Genomic DNA, 16,998 nt, shown 5'->3' on the forward strand with positions numbered 1-16,998 from the left:
ACAACGCCCCACGCACACATCCGTGCCTGGGGCGTCGTGCCGTCTACGCAGAACGCAGGGGTTGAGCCCCCGCGGATCCGTCGTAAGCACCCGGCAAACCCATCTTGTCGTGTCGCTCATGCGCAGGCGGCCGGCTGCCTGCGATGCGGCAGCAGCGCCCCGATCCGGCTATGGGGCTGCGTCGGCAGCCATTCGAGCACATCCTTCAGGTACGCAAAGGGCCCGTGCCCGTTGAGCTGCGCCGACTGATGGCGCGGGCGATGTCCGAGCGGTTGGGCACTTGGGTGCGCCGCGCGAGCAACCACGCATGCAGGCGTTCAAGGAGGGGGCGGGCCTTCACGTCCCGAAGGCGCTGCCGGGCGTCGATGTCCAGTTCGGCTGCCTCACGTTCGATCCCATACTGCTCACCGACGGCTTCGAGCGCCTCGCTGGCGATCTGGCTCTTCGCTTGGGTGGTGAGATCGAAGAACTTGCGCCGCGCATGCGCCATGCAGCCGGCTTTCTTCACGCCCAGGGCGATCAGCGCCCCTGGGTTCGGCGTAGTCGTCACAGATCAGCGTGCTGCGCCACTCACCCAGGAATGCCTGGGCGTGACGGCCTGCGCGGCTGTCGGCGGAGTCGTATACCACCGCCTTGATCGGATCGAACGCCCCGACGCCGTAGGACCACAGGTAGGCGTGGTGCGTCTTGCCCGCACCCGGGTCGAGCATCACCACCGGGGGCGTCCGCGTGCAGCACGGGGTGCGCTAGCACGCCGGTCTTCGGCGCATCGACCAGCGGCTGCAGATGCACGCCGCTCTGGCCCACCCACTGGGCCAGCGGCGATTGCGGGATCGCCAACCCGGCCCGACTGAAGATGCCTTCCTGCCGGTAGAGTGGCAAAAGGTCCTGATACCTGGCGACCAGCACTTGGACGAGCAGCCCGGCAGTCGGGATGCCCTTGTCGATGATGTGCGCCGGCACGGGTGCCTGCACGAGGGTCTCGCATGAATCGCACGCCCACTTGTCCCGGATGTGGCGCTCGACGGTGAAGTGGCCCGGGGTGTAGTCGAGCGTCTCGACGACGTCCTTGCCGATGTGGCGCATCTGGCAGCCGCAGGCGCAGGTGGTCGAGTAGGGTTCGTCATGGATCTCGGTGGGCGGCAGCTCGGGCGGCAACGGATGCGCCGGGCCTGTCCCTTGGGCTGCTGGCTCTTGCTGGTATCCGGTTGAAGTTGCTCGAGATCTTCGCTCATCGCCGCCAGATCGGCCTCGGCGGTCTCCTCGAAGAGTTGCGCCTGCTCGGTGGAGAGGCGCTCGGCCTTCACGCCGGAGCGATGACGTTTGTGCAGCGCCAGCTCATGCGTGAGCCGCTCGATCTTGGTCTGGCGCCACACGAGCTCGCGCTCCTGACCGATGAGCAGGTGGCGCAAGGCGTCGGCATCCGGTTGATCGATGTCGGCGGGCAGCGGCCTGGAGCGGCCATTCGAGCTCAATGCGGGCGTTGCCACGCTGCGCTTCGAGGCGGATCGCCAACGTTTCGACGGCGGGAGCCACCTGCACGGCTACAAAGCCCGGCTCAGCCAATGGCGGGCGTTCAGCGCAGAGCGGCTTGCGAGAACTCGGTGGCTCGATGCCGCGCTCGCGCATCCAGCGGTGGACCCGGTTGGCGTTCTGGCCGTTGGCCAGAGCCACGCCGGCCACCGAGACGCCGGGCTCACGACAGGCCGAGACCACAGACTGCTTGACGGCTTCGCTGTGCGTGCGCCGACTCCGGCGCGGGATAACCACATCCATCGTGTCCACCATCGAACTTGATGGACACGATCTTCAATGGGATAAGCAGACGGCGGAAGGTGGGTTCGCCGGGGGCTTAGAGCTGGGTGGCGAGATTTCTGCAGGTGCCTCGCACGGCCTCTGCAGGGAGGCGCGCGAGGCGAGGGCATGCTCGATCAGGTGCGCGCCGGTACGAGGATTTCAGCCTCGCCATCCATGACCACCTTGTCTCCAACTGTGCAGACGGTCGAGAAAACCGCGCGGCGCTTCTCTGCCTTCAATTCCTTGACGGTGACACGCGCGACAACGGTGTCACCGATCTTGACGGGCGCCTTGAATTTCAGGCTCTGGGACAGGTAGATGCAGCCGGGGCCGGGCAGGCGGGTGCCGAAGACGGCCGAGATGAGGCCGGCGGAGAGCATTCCGTGGGCGATCCGGCCGCCGAACATCGTACTCGCAGCGAACTCCTCGTCCAGATGGACCGGGTTGGTGTCGCCCGATACGCCGGCGAACATCAGGATGTCGGCCTCGCTCACCGTACGTGAGACCGAGGCGGTACGGCCAATGTGAAGATCCTCGAAACTGAGGCCGTAGACTTCGCTGAAATCGCGTTGAGCTTGAGTCATGTACTTCTCCTTGTGTGAAACGGTGCTCCGGTAACGGACCGACGCTACAAGCTTCGCATGCTAAAATCAACCTTGGATGCTGCGCCGCCGCATTTGCCGCAAGGCCAGGCGGGCGTTTCGTGCGATTTTGCTCGGTGTGCTCGAGGCGGTTTGCTCCACCCGCCCTCGCCGTGAAGTGAGTCACAGGTGTCCTGCCGGTGATTGTCTAAGCTTAGGCACGATCAGGAGCCGGGCGATCCCTCCGCGATAAGCACTCCCGGCGCCCAGGGTTCCGACCCTTCCCAACACATGCAGAGGCCCCTCGATGCTGAAGGTGTTCAGCCACTACCTTCCCACGCACACCCTGCAGCAGGTGCTGTTCGACGCCTTGACGCTTTTTGCGGTGGTGCTTGCAGCGGTTGCGGTACTCGTGACGCCGACAAGCGCGGTCGACTGGGCAATCTGCATTCCATCGGCGCTTACCTTCGCTGCAAGCATGATCGCCCTCAATGCGGCGATGGGTTTGTACCGACCGGTGTATCAGCGTTCCCATCGGCAGACCTTCGCGCGCGTCGCCCTGTCGCTGACCGTGAGCGTACCAGTGGCCTACCTCGTGTTCGGGCTGTTGCCGTGGTCCGAAATTGCCCCGCACTCCCTGCAGCTCAGCGTATTGCTGTTGCTCTGTTCGCTGTTGCTGGTCCGCGGGCTGGTCAATCAGCGCCAGGCCTCTGCCCTTTTCGTGCCGCGCGTGCTGATCGTGGGTACCGGCCGTGACGCGCGCATGGTGCAACAGGACCTGGTCCGTCCGCTGCAGCGCAGCGTGGAAGTGGTCGGCTTTCTTCCGGTGGGGGGAAACGAACGGGTCGAGGTGGAGCAGCACGCCGTGTTGCCACCGGGCAGCTTGCTGGAGGTGGTGCGCAACCTGCGTGTGGACGAGGTGATCGTCGCGGTGCGCGAACGTCGGGGGGGAGTGCTCTCCTTGCGCGAACTGCTGGACTGCAAGTTGCTCGGAACGCGCATCCTCGATCTGTCGACCTTCTTCGAGCGCGTGCAGGGGCAAGTGAGGCTGGATTCGCTGCGGGCGAGCTGGCTGATCTATGGTGACGGCTTCCGCCAAGGCTGGACGCGAACCTTCGTCAAGCGTTGTTTCGACCTCGTCGTCGGGACCGCGCTCCTGCTCGTGGCCTTGCCGATCATGGTGCTCACTGCGCTGTTGATCCTGCTGGAGGATGGCGCGCCGATCTTTTACTCGCAGGAGCGTGTGGGACGCGGTGGGAAGCCGTTCCGTGTCATCAAGTTCCGCAGCATGCGGCGTGACGCCGAGAAGGACGGCAAGCCGCGGTGGGCGACTTCGAACGACGATCGAGTGACACGCGTCGGGCGTTTCATCCGCAAGCTGCGTATCGATGAGCTTCCGCAGCTGTTCAACGTGCTCAAGGGCGACATGAGTCTGGTCGGCCCGCGCCCGGAGCGCCCCTATTTTGTGGACCAGCTTACCCAGCAGATTCCGTTCTATGCGGTGCGGCACTGCGTCAAGCCCGGCGTCACCGGGTGGGCGCAGGTTCGTTACCAGTACGGGGCTTCGGTCGACGATGCCGCGGAGAAGCTCCAGTACGATCTGTATTACGTGAAGAACCACTCGCTGATCCTGGATACCCTTGTCCTCTTCGAGACGGTGAGGGTCGTCCTGACCGGTGAAGGCGCGCACTGAGCGGCCGCGTGAGACTGCGGGCTCGCTTGGACGGGGGTACGGCGCAGTTCGCACGAATGCGTGACAGGGGAGAGGGGCGTGCTTGAGGTTGCGATCTGGAGTTATGGGGTTGCGGCCGTAGCCTTCCTCATCTTCGCGCTGTACATCTTCCTCGCGTGGCGGGGCGCGCTGCCGGGTGGGGCCTTGTTCGCGGCCGTGGCGATTTCCGGTCTGTGGGCGGGTCTTTCGGCGCTCGAGGCCAGGGGCGCTTGGCCGTTTTCCGGTGCCCTCGCCGTCGCGCTCGATCTGCTCAGGGGCGCGGCCTGGTACGTGTTCCTGATCGTGCTGTCCCGCCCGTTGTGGGGGCGGTGGATGCGCTGGCCGGCGTATGTGGCGCTCGCGGTGGTGGTGGCGCAGGTGCTCGCGCTCGCGCTCGAGTCGGCGGGCGTCACCGGAGGGTTGCCGATCGCGCCGGCGATCGGTGCCTGGCTGATGCACGCGATCGTCGGCCTGATGCTTGTGGAACAGCTCTACCGGGGCATGCCCGCCGTCTCGCGCTGGGGTTTGAAGCCGCTTTGCCTCGCGCTGGCGGCGGGCTACATCTTCGAACTGTACCTCTTCGCCGATGCCCTCCTGTTCTCGCGCATCGATGCGGATGTCTGGGCAGCGCGCGGCATCGCGCACGCCCTGCTCATCCCGCTGATCGCAATCGCGGGGACGCGCAGTCCCTCGTGGACCCTGCGGATGTCCGTATCGCGCGAGATCGTCTTCCATTCGACCGCGCTCGCCGGCGCCGGCCTCTATTTGCTCGTGATCGCCGCTGCGGCCTATTACGTGCGCTTCTTCGGCGGCGATTGGGGGCGCGCACTGCAGATGGCATTGCTCTTCGCCGGCCTGGTGGTCCTCGGCGCGCTGCTGTTTTCGGGCGCCGTGCGCGCGCGCCTGCGGGTCTTCATCAGCAAGCACCTCTTTCCGTACCGCTACGATTACCGGAGCGAGTGGTTGCGCTTCACCCAGGCCCTGTCGACCGTCGACCGCAGTCTCGATCTGGGTCAATCGGTCATCAAGGCGCTGTCGGATCTTGTCGAGAGCCCTGGAGGGTCGCTCTGGCTGGCCGATGCCTACGGCAAGTGCCGGCCGCATTCGCGCTTCAACCAGCCCCCGATCGACGTGGTCGAGGCGCTCGATTCGCCGCTGTGCGGGTTCCTTGCCCGCAGCGGCTGGGTGATCAACCTCGAGGAGTATCGCGTGCAGCCCGGACGCTACCAGGGTCTGGTGCTGCCGGACTGGCTGTCACGGCTCGACGAGGCATGGCTGGTGATCCCGCTGCAGACCGCCGAGCGCCTGATCGGCTTCGTCGTACTGGGTTCGCCGCGGACCCCCTTCGACATCGACTGGGAAGTCCTCGATCTCCTCAAGACGGCGCAGCGTCAGGCCGCAGGCTATCTGGACCGTATGCTCGCGGCCGAGGCCTTGCTGGAGGCACGCAAGTTCGACTCCTTCAACCGCATGTCGGCCTTCGTGGTCCATGACCTGAAGAACCTCGTCGCCCAGTTGTCGCTGATGCTCAAGAACGCCCAGCGCCACCGCGACAACCCCGAGTTCCAGCAAGACATGCTGGATACGGTGGCGAACGTCGAGGCGCGCATGCGCGGGCTGATGACGCAGTTGCAGGAGAAGCGCTCGATCGACCCGCCGCGCGCGGTGGATCTCCCCGCGCTGCTGCGCGCGGTGTGCGAGTCCAAGCGTGGCCAGTCGCCCGTGATCGAGCTCGTGTGCGCAGCCGCGGAGCCGGTGGAGGTCAGTGCGCACCCGCAGCGGCTGGAGAGAATCATCGGTCATGTCGTGCAAAATGCACTGGATGCCACGGCACAGGATGGTAAGGTGGTTCTCAGTCTCGCTGCCGGGAAGGACGGGCGGGCGAACGTGGTCGTCGAGGACGACGGCTGTGGGATGAGTCCTGAATTCGTCCGCGAACGGCTGTCCCGTCCCTTCCAGACCACCAAGTCGAGCGGGATGGGGATCGGGGTCTACGAGACCCGGCAGTACCTCGAGGAGATCGGTGGCGCGCTGCACTACGACAGCGAAGTCGGGCGCGGCACCCGCGTCAGTATCGAACTCCCCCGCATCCGGCGCGAGGACGGGCAATCTACCGCGATGGGCATATAGAACGTGAATTCGACGCAAGACAAGCAGCGTACTCTCCTGATCGTCGAGGACGACCTCGCGCTGCAAAAGCAGATGCGATGGGCGTTCGACGCCAGCGAGACCGTGGTCGCGAGCGACCGCGAGAGCGCGATCGCGCAGCTGCGCAAACACGAACCTGCGGTGGTGACCATGGACCTCGGCCTGCCGCCGGCGCCCGACGACGTCAGCGAGGGCTTCAAGCTCCTGCGCGAGATCCTCACGCTCGCGCCCGATACCAAGGTCATCGTGCTCACGGGCCAGCATGACCGCGAGAACGCGATCAAGGCGGTGGGCCTGGGCGCCTACGACTTCTTCGCCAAGCCCTTCGAGCCCGAGCTGCTCAATCTCACCATCGAGCGCGCCTTCCGCATGCACGACCTGCAGAGGGAGAACGCCCGCCTCGCCGCGCTCGAGGGCAGCCCGCTCTCCGGACTGCTCACCCGCGATCCCGGGATGCTCAAGGTCTGCCGCACGATCGAGAAGCTCGCCTCGGCCTCCGCCACGGTCGCGCTGCTCGGCGAGAGCGGTACCGGCAAGGAGATCCTCGCGCGCGGCCTGCACATGCGCTCCGCCCGCGCCCGCGAGCGCTTCGTGGCGATCAACTGCGCCGCCATTCCCGATGCCTTGCTCGAGAGCGAGCTGTTCGGCTATGAGAAGGGCGCCTTCACCGGCGCAGTGAAACAGACCCTCGGCAAGATCGAGACGGCCAACGGGGGTACCCTCTTCCTCGACGAGATCGGCGACCTGCCGCTCGCGCTGCAGGCCAAGCTGCTGCGTTTCCTGCAGGAGCGCTCGATCGAGCGCATCGGCGGGCGCGAGGAGATCCCGGTCGACGTCCGCATCGTGTGTGCCACCCATCGCAACCTCAAGGCGCAGATCCAGGCCGGGGTCTTCCGCGAGGACCTGTACTATCGGCTTGCCGAGATCGTCATCGAAATCCCGCCCCTGCGCGAGCGCGACGGCGACGCGACCTATCTCGCGCATGCCTTCGCACAGCGCTTCGCCAAGGAGAACGGCCGGCGCACGCCCATCTTCACGGACGACGCCCTCTCGGCGATCGAGGCGCACCGCTGGCCGGGCAACGTGCGCGAGCTGGAAAACTGCATCAAGCGTGCGGTGATCATGGCCGATGGCGAATGCATCGCAGCCGAAGACCTCGGCCTCGCGGCGGGGGACGAAGACCTTTCGATCTTCAACCTGCGCCAGGTCCGGGAGGATGCCGAGCGTGCCGCCGTGCTCAAGGTCATCGCCCGCACCAACGGCAACATCGCCCGCGCCGCCGAGATCCTCGGTGTCAGCCGCCCCTCCCTGTACGATCTATTGAGCCGCTTCGGACTCAAGAAGGAGAATGCTTCGTGAGCGAAAACCGCACCGTCCGTCACCACCCGCGCTGGTCCCGGCCCATTCGGGGCATCGCCGTCGCCGCGTTCTCGGCGCTCGTTCTTGTCGGTTGTGGCGAGACGCCCGAGCAGATGCTCGCCTCGGCGAAGTCCTTTCTGGAGAAGCAGGACTTCGACGCGGCCGGCATCCAGCTCAAGAATGCCCTGCAGGAAAACGCCAATCTCGCCGAGGCGCGTTTTCTCCTCGGGCGGGTCAACCTGCGTCAGGGCAACGTCGCTGGCGCGGTCAAGGAGCTCGAGCGGGCGCTCGAGCTCGGCTACCCGCGCGACGCGGTCGCCGCCGAACTTGCGCCGGCGCTGGTGCGGGCGGGCGAGTTCGACCGGCTTCTCGCGGAGTTCGGCGATCCTCGGGTGACCGCGCCCGCGACGATCGCCATCGTCCAGGCTGCGCTGGGCGATGCGCATCTGGCGCGGCGGGAGATCGACAAGGCGCAGGCGGCCTATCTCCAGGCGCTCGGGGTGAACGCCGACGAGCACGGGGCGCGGATTGGATTCGCACGCACCGCGGCGATCAAGGGTGATCTGAAGGCAGCGGAAGAGGCCGTACGGGAGGTCATCGCACGCGCGCCGCAGGTCGCCGATGCGCATGCGTTGCTCGGCGACCTGCTCGTTGCCCGCGGCGATCTGTCGCAGGGGCTCGCCGCCTTGCGCGAAGCCGTGCGTCTGCAACCGGGGACGGTGGCCAACCATTACGCGCTCGTCACCCTTCTGCTTCGCCAGAACGCCATCGCCGAGGCCGATGCCGCCCTCGACGCGATGAAGTCGGCGGTGGGCAGGCACCCCTTCACGCGTTACCTCCTAGCGCTGCGGGATTACCGCGAGAATCGCCTCGTGGAAGCCCGCGACGCGCTCATGCAGGTGCTCAAGGAGTCGCCCGGGCTGCTCGTCGCCGAACTGCTCGCAGGCGTCGTGCATTTGCGGCTGAACGATCACGAGATCGCGCGTGCCCATCTCGACCGGGTTCTCCAGGCCGCGCCGGGAAATCTCGTCGCTCGCCAGGCGTTGGTGGCCTCGCACCTCGCCACCGGCGAGTCGAAGCGTGCGCTCGAGCTCGTCCAGCCCGCGCTCCAGGTTCCGCAGCCGAGTGCCCGCCTGCTCGGCCTGGCAGGGCAGGTGTACATCGCCAATGGGGATTTCGAGCGTGCCGAGGACTATTTCGAACGGGCGGCGAAGGCAGCACCGGCGGACGTGCGTGCGCGAACGCGCCTTGGGGTCGCGCGCATGGCCGTCGGCGACGCGGATGCCGGCTTCACCGAACTCGAGGAAGCCTCCCGGATGGATGAGGGCGGCATCCAGGCCGATCTAGCCCTCGTCGTCGGGCATCTGCGCAGGGGCGACGCGAAAAAGGCGCTCGCCGCACAGGCCGAACTCGAGCGCAAGCAGCCGGACAATGCGCTCGTGCACAATCTTCGTGGCGGGCTGATGCTGGCCACGCGCAACATTCCTGCTGCGCGTGCAGCGTTCGAGAAGGCACTCGCGAAGCAGCCCACCTATCTCTCCGCCGCGGTCAGCCTGGCGCGGCTCGATCTGGCCGAGCGCCGTCCCGAGATGGCCATCGGGCGCATCAAGGCGGTGGTCGATCGCGACCCCAGGAGTGTCGAGGCCTTGCTGACCTTCGCCGAGATGCAGCGTCTCACCGGCGCCGCGCCGATCGAGGTGCTCGGAACGCTGGAGCGTGCCGAGGCCGTCTCGCCCGGGGCCCCGGTCGTCGGTCTGGCAACCATCCAGCACCATCTCTCCGAAGGGCAGCCTGCGGAAGCACTGCGGGTGGCGCAGAAGCTCGCGACCGCGCATCCGAACGATCCGCGCGCGATCGAGGCGCTCGCGCGCGCGCAGTTCGCCGCGGGGGACAGCCAGCAAGCGATTTCCGCGCTCAATCGGCTGGTCGGGCTATTGCCCGAGTCGCCGCTTCCGCTCGTTGCGCTGGCGGACATGCATCGTGCACTGATGGACGGACAGGCGGCGGAGCAGGCCTTGCGCAAGGCCTTGGGGATCGCCCCCGACTCCATGGACGTCCGCCAGCGCCTGATCGCCCTGGCGCTGCAGCGCAAGGACCCGCAGGGTGCGTTGCGTCTTGCCCGCGAGGCCCAGTCGCGGCAGCCCGAGCTTCCTGCAGGCTACCTGCTCGAGGGCGACGTGCATGCGGTGGGCAGCCAGTGGCCCGATGCCGCGGAGGCTTATCGCAAGGCGCTCGAGCGCAAGGGTGGAGGCACGGCTGCGGTACGCCTGCATTCGGCCCTTCTCCGCGCAGACCGCAGGGCCGATGCGAATCGCATGTCCGAGGGGTGGCTGAAGGCGAATCCGACGGATCTCGTGCTGCGTGGCCATCTTGGCGAACTGGCCCTGAGCGAGAAACGGTATGCGGATGCGGCCAGGATCTTTGCGCGCATGGCCGAGATGGCGCCGCAGAACCCGATCATCCTGAACAATCTGGCCTGGGCCGCCAACGAAGCGAAGGACCCGAAGGCGCTGGAGTATGCCGAGCAGGCTCTGCGCCTCGCCCCGGACAACCCGGCGATCATCGATACCGTGGGCACCATCCAGGTCGCCAGCGGGGCGGTCGATGCCGGCCTGGCCAACCTGCGGCGCGCGGTGTCGATCGGTCCCGACCTGCTGCCGCTGCAGCTGAACCTCGTGAAGGCGCTCGCCAAGGCCGGACGCAAGGACGAGGCGCGCAGCCAGCTCGATGCGCTGATGCCGCGCCTGCAGGAGGGCACCCCGATGCATCAGGAGGCGCGTGCGCTGCAAGCGTCGCTCTGATCCCCCGATCCCAGGGTTGGCGATCCAGCGTGGCGTGTGCGATAAAGAGTCATGGACAAGACAAGTTGCCCGGTCCCGGTCGGCAGGATTGCGCGGCCACGCCTCCGGCGCCTTCCACGGCTGCTGGGGTTGGCGGTCGCGCTGGCCTCGACCGTTTGCGCCGCGGCCGGTGAGGGCGCGTTCGAGCGTGCGCTCGCCGAGCAGGCGCGCTATCTCGCCACCGAGGCGCTGGCCTACGAACACGGCGAGGGCGTGCCGCGCGACCAGTCGTATGCGGCCTTGCTCTACTGCGAGTCCGCGCGCCTCGGCGATAGCGAGGGCATGTACGCGCTTGGCTGGATGTACGCCAACGGCCGTGGCGTCGAGCGCAACGACGCCTACGCCGGCACGCTCTTCGCGATGGCGGCCGCGAAAGGCGATGAACATGCGCAGCGCATGTTGCGGTACACCGGCGAATACACCGGTGACGTACCGGACTGCCTGCACACGCCTTCGACCCAGATCGTGCAGCGCTGGCCGGTCGAGGCGCTGATCGCGCGCCTGCCGCCGGTGCGTCAGGCGGTTGCGCGCATGCTCGCCGAGCTGGCCCCCAAGTACGGCGTGCGCCCCGAGTTCGCCCTCGCGATCGGGCTGACCGAGTCGGCCCTGAACCCCGACGCGCTCTCGCCCAAGAACGCGATGGGCGTCATGCAGCTCATCCCCGCCACGGCCGAGCGCTTCAATGTCGGCAAGCCCTACGATCCCGAGCAGAACATCCGTGGCGGCCTCGCCTACCTGCGCTGGCTGCTGGCCTATTTCGAGGGCGACATCGCGCTCGCCGCAGCGGCCTACAACGCCGGAGAGGGTGCGGTGGACCGCTATCGGGGGGTGCCGCCGTATCGCGAGACGCGTGCCTACGTGGAGCGCATCCTGCGTCACGTCGGTCAGGATCGCCATCCCTACGACAGCCGCGTGGTCCCCCCCAGCCCGATGTTGCGCAAGCTCCGCCTCGCTCTGGAAGAGGAACACGAGTCATGAATCCCCGCCCGGAGACGCGTGCGCGGCGTCGGCTGCTGGCCTGCGCGCTCGCCCTTCCCGCCGCGCTCGCCCTGGCCCCGATCGCACGTGCCGAGCTGGCGTCCACGCTGGCGCGCGTCAAGCCCTCGGTCGTCGCCGTCGGTACCTATCAGCGTACACGCAGCCCGGCCTTCCAGTTCCGTGGTACCGGCTTTGCGGTCGGCGACGGCATGCTGGTCGCCACCAATGCCCATGTCCTGCCTGACGAGATCGACGGCGCGAAGATGGAGGCGCTCGTCATCGTGCTTCCGGGCGACGACCTCACCGGAGCGGTGCGACCGGTGAAGGTGGTGGCCACGGAGCGCGCGCAGGATCTCGCCTTGCTCCGGCTCGAAGGCGGGCCGCCGCTGCCTGCGCTTCGTCTCGCCGGCGGGGGCGGCGTGGTCGAGGGCCAGGAGGTCGCCTTCACCGGCTTCCCGATCGGTGCCGTGCTCGGCATGACCCCGGTGACGCACCGCGGCATCGTCTCGGCGATCACGCCGATCGCGATTCCTCAGGCCAATTCTCGCGATCTCAACCCGGCGCTCATCCGGCGTCTCGCCACCGATCCGTTCCGCGTCTACCAGCTCGACGCCACCGCCTATCCGGGCAACAGTGGCAGCCCGCTCTACGATCCCGCCAGTGGCGAGGTGATCGGCGTGCTCAACATGGTGTTCGTGAAGTCGACCAAGGAAAAGGTGCTCGCCGATCCGTCGGGCATCAGCTACGCCATCCCCGTCGAGTACCTGCAGCGCCTGATCGCCGGCCGGAACTAGGCGCGCACGAGCATGCCCGCAAGCGTCAGGCGTCGCCCAGAATCGCGTCGACGAGCGCCGCCGGGCTGGCCACCGCGCGCCAGTGCGGCGCCATCTCGGTCGACTCCAGGCTGCCGTAACCCCAGGTCGCGGCGATGAAGGGCAGCCGGTTGGCGTCGGCCGATTCGCCGTCCTCGCTGCGGTCGCCCACATAGACCGCATCGCCACGGGCGATGCCGCGATCCTGCAGCAGGCGCGCGATCATCGAGGCCTTGTCGGGCAGGCGTGGCTCGAACAGGTCGAGCGCATACACCGCGGCGAAATACCCGCTCCAGCCCAGGTGCTCGAGGATCAGTCGTGTCGGCAGCAGGCGCTTGTTGGTCGCGATCGAGAGCGTGCAGCCGGCCGCGCCGAGGCGGCGCAGCATCGCGTCGACGCCGGCGTAGGCCGCGGTCTGGCGGTAGCCGCGGCTGTCGTAGCTCGCCTTGAAGCCGGCTGCGAGCGCGTCGATCACCCCGATGTCGGTGGTCCCGGCGAGCATGCGCAGGGTCTCGAGCAGCGGCGGGCCGACGATGCCCGCGTCGATCGCGATCACCGGCTGGTGACCCGTGCTGGCGAAGGCGTCGCGGTAGCTCGCGAGGATGGCGGGGGCGGAGTCGATCAGGGTGCCGTCGAGGTCGAACAGCACCTGGGAGTAGCGGGGCATCGGGCTCGTGCGATCGGGAAGCACGCCTCCGGTCCCCGAATCGAGCGCCTGCCGAGCAAGCCGCGACCAACCGTTTACAACACCGAAAACGCGAATGAGTGGTCCCGTCACCAGGAATCGAACCTGGATCTGGCGCTTAGGAGGCGCCCGTTCTATCCATTGAACTATGACGAGGACTCGGGGACGCGCATTCTAGCCGTTCGGCGGCGTCGGACCAAGCGCGCTTTGATCCACGCCTTGGTCTGTGCGTGGCGGGAACAGGAAGGCATGGGGCGTGCGCAGCAGGCGGCGCAGCAGCAGGCCGCCGAGCGAGCGGCTCTGCGCGAAGGTGATGCGGCGTGCGCGCATCGCCACGCTAAGCGTCAGCGCGAAGCTCACCGTCAGGTTGGTGAGGCCGATCAGCAGCACGCCGGCGAAGGCGATCGCCGCGGTCGTCAGCGGGATCGAGAAGTCGAGTGCCGCCGCGGCGTAGCCGAGGTAGGCCGACGAGAAGGCGATGTGGCGGATGTCGATCGGCAGGCCGAACAGTACCCCCAGGCCGGTGGCGCCGCCGAGCAGGAAACCGAAGAAGAAGTTGCCGACGAGGGCACCGATGTTCTGCTCGACGTAGTCCGCGAGCTTGCGCAGGCGGCGCTCGCCGAGCAGGCGGCGCAGGCCGCGCAGCTGGGTGAGCCGCTGCGGAATGCGGTTGTAGGCCGAGAGGTTGTCGTAATAGGCGGCGATCAGCCCCGACATGAACAGGCACACGCCCGCGATCGCGGCGAAGAACAGCGCGCCGCCGAGTGGATGGATCTCGGCCAGCAATGAGTGCGCTTTCTCCGGGCTGATGAAATGGCTGCCGGTGGCGAGGTGGATCAGCACGCCCACGCCGATCGCCACCGGGATCGCCACCCCGATGTTGCCGAGGATGGCACCGATCTGGCTGCGGATCGTGCGCACGATCAGGTCGGCGAGCGCCTCCAGGTCGCGCGTCTTGCCCCTGGCCTCGCCGATCGAGGCGGCGATCGCGTTTGCGGTCATCGCCGGCTGCTTGGTGGCGACCGTGCCGCCGAGCATGTGGATCAGCGCGAAGCCCAGTCCGTAGTTGAGGCAGAAGGACAGCAGCTCGTTGAGCGGGGCCATGCCCTGGCTGCCGAGCACGACCTTGTTGCCAGCCATGAAGGCGATGATCAGCCCGCCGAGCGCGGCCGATGCGAACAGCCCGAAATACTCGCTGCGCGAACTGGTGATGTAGTGCTCGCCGGTGCGGCTCGCGCTCTCGGTCATGCGCAGCGACAGCAGCTCGACGTTCTGGCCCCAGTAGTCGGAGAGGATGTTCTTGCGGCACTCGGCGCGCACCAGGGTCTTGAACAAGCGCACGATGCGGGGCGCGGCGTCCTCGACCACGCGCCGGATGCGCAGCTCGCCGAGCAGCGCGATGAGCTCGTGGATGCGCTCCAGGTGCTGGCGCAGGCGCTCGAGCTTGAAGGTCAGCGTCAGGCTGGTGCCCACCCGCATCGCGCGCTTGCGCACCCGCTGCAGCACCTCGTCGCACTGGTGCAGCATCACGGTGAGGTGCTTGTCGTCGGCGATCAGGGCGCCCGGGGTGGTCCACCACGCCTTGTAGTGGCCGATGTAGGCGAGCAGCTCGGCGTTCTGCGCGAGGAAGGGGGATTCGTGCTCCTCGAGGTGGGGATCGATGCGCACCAGCTCGCGGTCGAGCCCGATCGCCGAGACGTGGAAGGAGAGCACGCGCAGCGACTCGAGGATCTCGCCCACCGCGCTCGGCAGCGGGCTGGCGTCTTCCTCGAACATCGGGGTCTGGTGTCCGACCAGCAGGCGGAGGAAGTCCTGCCAGGCCTCGTCCGCGATGGCGCGCACCCAGACTTCGTCATCCACGCGGTGGAAGACCGCGGAGAGGAGGTCCTTGAGGTGGGTGGTGTCGAGCAGCTCGGGCAGCATGCGGCTGCCGAACCTGCGCGAGGTCTCGGAGAAGAACCCGGTCGAGGGCAGGAGGCCGGAGGAGACGTACATCGTCACCTGCTTGCGCTCGGCGAAGAGCTCCAGCACCGCCGTGCGCAGGTTCGCCAGCAGATCGGGCCGGCGCGCGAGCAGGTTGCCGAGTTCGCGCAGGTTCCCGGTGGCCTGGTCGGTGTCGGTCGGGCGCGCGGGGCGCAGCTTGTCGACCAGTGCGGACCACAGCCGGACCGGATCCTGGTCCGGCTGGCCGAAGCGTTCGAGCAGTTTTTCCATTCGTTTCCCGTGTTCCGTATCCGCCTCGCGGCCGCGCCAGGCGCGACCGTCGCGCGCTGAACCGGGTCGCCGCGCGGCGGTTTTGTGCACTGCATTATGCGGGATTCCGCCGGAGCCGCCAGCGCGGGGCTAGAATCGCCACCCCGATCCGACCCGCGGCCCGCGCGCCGTGCCCGCCAAGATGCCGCTCCTCGCCGTAGATAACGCCTGCCTCGCCTTCGGTCACGTCGACCTGCTCGATCACGTGAGCTTCCAGCTCGACGCCGGGGAGCGCGTGGCGCTCATCGGGCGCAACGGCTCGGGCAAGTCCAGCCTTCTGCGCGCGCTCGCCGGCCAGGCGGCGCTCGATGATGGCACAGTGTGGCGGCAGGCTGAAATGGTCACGGCATACGTGCCGCAGGAGCCGGATTTCGAGCTCGGGCGCGACGTCTTCGAGACCATCGCCGACGGCCTGGGCGCCGCCGCCCGCCTGCTCGTCGACTACCATGCTGCCATGCTGGAGGTCGCCGAGCACGCCAGCCCCGAGGCCATGGCCCGGCTGGACGGCCTGCAGCATGCGGTCGAGGCCGCGGGCGGCTGGCGGCTCAACCAGCGCGTCGAGCAGGTGGTCGCCCGACTCGGACTCGACCCGGCGGCAAAGGTTTCCAGCCTCTCCGGCGGCGGCGTCAAGCGCGTGGCGCTGGCGCGCGCGCTGGTCGCCGAGCCCGACCTGCTGCTACTCGACGAACCCACCAACCACCTCGACCTCGACGGCATCCTGTGGCTCGAAGGGCTGATCCGAGACTTTCGCGGCGCGGTCATCGTCATCACCCACGACCGCGTCTTCCTCGACAACGTCGCCACCCGCATCATCGAGCTCGACCGCGGCCGGCTGGCGAGCTACCCGGGGCGCTTCTCCGACTACCAGCGCCGCAAGGCGGAAGAGCTCGAAGCCGAGGAGAAGGCCGCCGCGCGCTTCGACAAGTTCCTCGCCCAGGAGGAGGTGTGGATCCGCAAGGGCGTGGAGGCCCGGCGCACCCGCAACGAAGGCCGCGTGCGTCGGCTCGAGGCCCTGCGCAACGCGCGCGCCGCGCGTCGCGACCGCCTCGGCGACGTCAGCCTGGCGGTCGACACCGGCGACAAGAGCGGCCAGATGGTCGCGGAGCTCACCGACGTCTCCAAGCGCTACGGCGACAAGGTGGTGGTGCGCGATTTCTCCACCCGCATCCTGCGCGGCGATCGCATCGGCTTCATCGGCCCCAACGGCGCCGGCAAGACCACGCTGTTGAAGCTCATCCTCGGCGAGGTCGAGCCCGACGCGGGCACGGTGCGCCGCGGCACCCGGCAGACGGTGGCCTACTTCGACCAGCTGCGCGCCCAGCTCGACCCCGAGCTGCCGCTCACCGAGGTCATCAGCCCGGGCTCGGATTTCGTCGAGATCGGCGGCGAGAAGAAGCACGTCATCGGCTACCTCGGCGACTTCCTGTTCGCGCCGCAGCGCGCGCGCTCACCGGTCAAGTCGCTCTCCGGCGGCGAGCGCAACCGCCTGCTGCTGGCGCGTCTGTTCGCCCGCCCGGCCAACGTGCTGGTGCTCGACGAGCCCACCAACGACCTCGACATCGAGACCCTCGACCTGCTGGAGGAGCTGCTTGCCGGCTACGACGGCACGCTCTTCCTCGTCAGCCACGACCGCGCCTTCCTCGACAACGTGGTCACCCAGGTGATCGCCGCCGAGGGCGACGGGCGTTGGAGCGAATACGCCGGCGGCTACGGCGACTGGCAGCGCGTTCAGGCACGGCGTGCCGAGGAGGCTGCCGCGCGCGAGGCGACGGCGCGCGAGGCGACGGCGCGCGAGAGCGCCAGGCGCAGCGCTCCGCCCGCGGACAAGGCGCGC

The 16,998-nt window shown here is 68.0% G+C and carries 12 protein-coding genes, 1 tRNA gene and 1 pseudogene; 7 read left to right on the plus strand and 7 right to left on the minus strand.

The window, feature by feature from the left end:
* Positions 1–116: 116 nt before the first annotated feature.
* The 4 genes and pseudogenes from C665_RS21375 to C665_RS13110 form a co-directional block, all read right to left on the minus strand.
* Positions 117–200: a hypothetical protein gene (locus C665_RS21375; RefSeq protein WP_370695914.1), complete on the minus strand. Its 84-nt coding sequence runs from the start codon at positions 198–200 to the stop codon at positions 117–119.
* Between the two features lie 5 nt (positions 201–205).
* Positions 206–671 (minus strand): annotated as a pseudogene (locus C665_RS21380) (IS66 family transposase).
* Complete coding sequence (locus C665_RS21385) at positions 571–1,158, minus strand: IS66 family transposase (protein ID WP_004313760.1); 588 nt, start codon at positions 1,156–1,158, stop codon at positions 571–573. Before C665_RS21385 ends, C665_RS21380 begins: the two are co-directional and overlap by 101 nt.
* Before the next feature lie 773 nt (positions 1,159–1,931).
* Positions 1,932–2,381, minus strand: a complete 450-nt coding sequence (locus C665_RS13110; protein ID WP_004313762.1) for a MaoC family dehydratase — start codon at positions 2,379–2,381, stop codon at positions 1,932–1,934.
* Between the two features lie 304 nt (positions 2,382–2,685).
* Here C665_RS13110 and C665_RS13115 point away from each other — a divergent pair, with 304 nt between their 5' ends.
* From C665_RS13115 to C665_RS13140, 6 genes are all read left to right on the plus strand, one after another.
* Entirely contained in the window at positions 2,686–4,071 is a 1,386-nt protein-coding gene (locus C665_RS13115) for a TIGR03013 family XrtA/PEP-CTERM system glycosyltransferase (protein ID WP_004313763.1), read from the plus strand.
* Positions 4,072–4,149: 78 nt separating this feature from the next.
* Positions 4,150–6,219 carry an XrtA/PEP-CTERM system histidine kinase PrsK gene (gene prsK / locus C665_RS13120; RefSeq protein ID WP_004313765.1) on the plus strand — a complete coding sequence of 690 codons (2,070 nt, stop codon included), beginning with the start codon at positions 4,150–4,152 and terminating at the stop codon, positions 6,217–6,219.
* A 3-nt stretch (positions 6,220–6,222) separates the two neighbouring features.
* On the plus strand, positions 6,223–7,596 hold the full coding sequence (gene prsR / locus C665_RS13125; protein ID WP_004313767.1) for a PEP-CTERM-box response regulator transcription factor: 1,374 nt from the start codon (positions 6,223–6,225) through the stop codon (positions 7,594–7,596).
* Entirely contained in the window at positions 7,593–10,397 is a 2,805-nt protein-coding gene (prsT, locus tag C665_RS13130; protein WP_004313769.1) for an XrtA/PEP-CTERM system TPR-repeat protein PrsT, read from the plus strand. The genes prsR and prsT overlap by 4 nt, the downstream gene beginning before the upstream one ends.
* 51 nt (positions 10,398–10,448) lie before the next feature.
* Positions 10,449–11,414: a lytic transglycosylase domain-containing protein gene (locus tag C665_RS13135; RefSeq protein WP_012585096.1), complete on the plus strand. Its 966-nt coding sequence runs from the start codon at positions 10,449–10,451 to the stop codon at positions 11,412–11,414.
* Positions 11,411–12,208: a S1 family peptidase gene (locus tag C665_RS13140; RefSeq protein ID WP_004313772.1), complete on the plus strand. Its 798-nt coding sequence runs from the start codon at positions 11,411–11,413 to the stop codon at positions 12,206–12,208. Before C665_RS13135 ends, C665_RS13140 begins: the two co-directional genes overlap by 4 nt.
* A 25-nt stretch (positions 12,209–12,233) precedes the next feature.
* Here C665_RS13140 and C665_RS13145 read toward each other — a convergent pair whose 3' ends face one another.
* The 3 genes from C665_RS13145 to C665_RS13155 form a co-directional block, all read right to left on the minus strand.
* The gene (locus C665_RS13145) at positions 12,234–12,893 is read right to left on the minus strand and encodes an HAD family hydrolase (RefSeq protein WP_004313774.1); all 660 of its coding nucleotides are present in this window, start codon (positions 12,891–12,893) and stop codon (positions 12,234–12,236) included.
* A gap of 99 nt (positions 12,894–12,992) precedes the next feature.
* Positions 12,993–13,067, minus strand: a tRNA-Arg gene (locus tag C665_RS13150).
* Positions 13,068–13,085: 18 nt separating this feature from the next.
* Positions 13,086–15,125 (minus strand): site-specific recombinase, encoded by a 2,040-nt coding sequence (locus tag C665_RS13155; protein ID WP_004313776.1) that lies wholly within the window; start codon positions 15,123–15,125, stop codon positions 13,086–13,088.
* Positions 15,126–15,306: 181 nt separating this feature from the next.
* Here C665_RS13155 and C665_RS13160 point away from each other — a divergent pair.
* Positions 15,307–16,998: ATP-binding cassette domain-containing protein (locus C665_RS13160; protein WP_040829253.1), on the plus strand; the 1,692-nt coding region annotated here is incomplete at its 3' end.

Origin of the sequence: Thauera aminoaromatica S2, from assembly GCF_000310185.1 — a bacterium.
Taxonomy (GTDB): domain Bacteria; phylum Pseudomonadota; class Gammaproteobacteria; order Burkholderiales; family Rhodocyclaceae; genus Thauera; species Thauera aminoaromatica.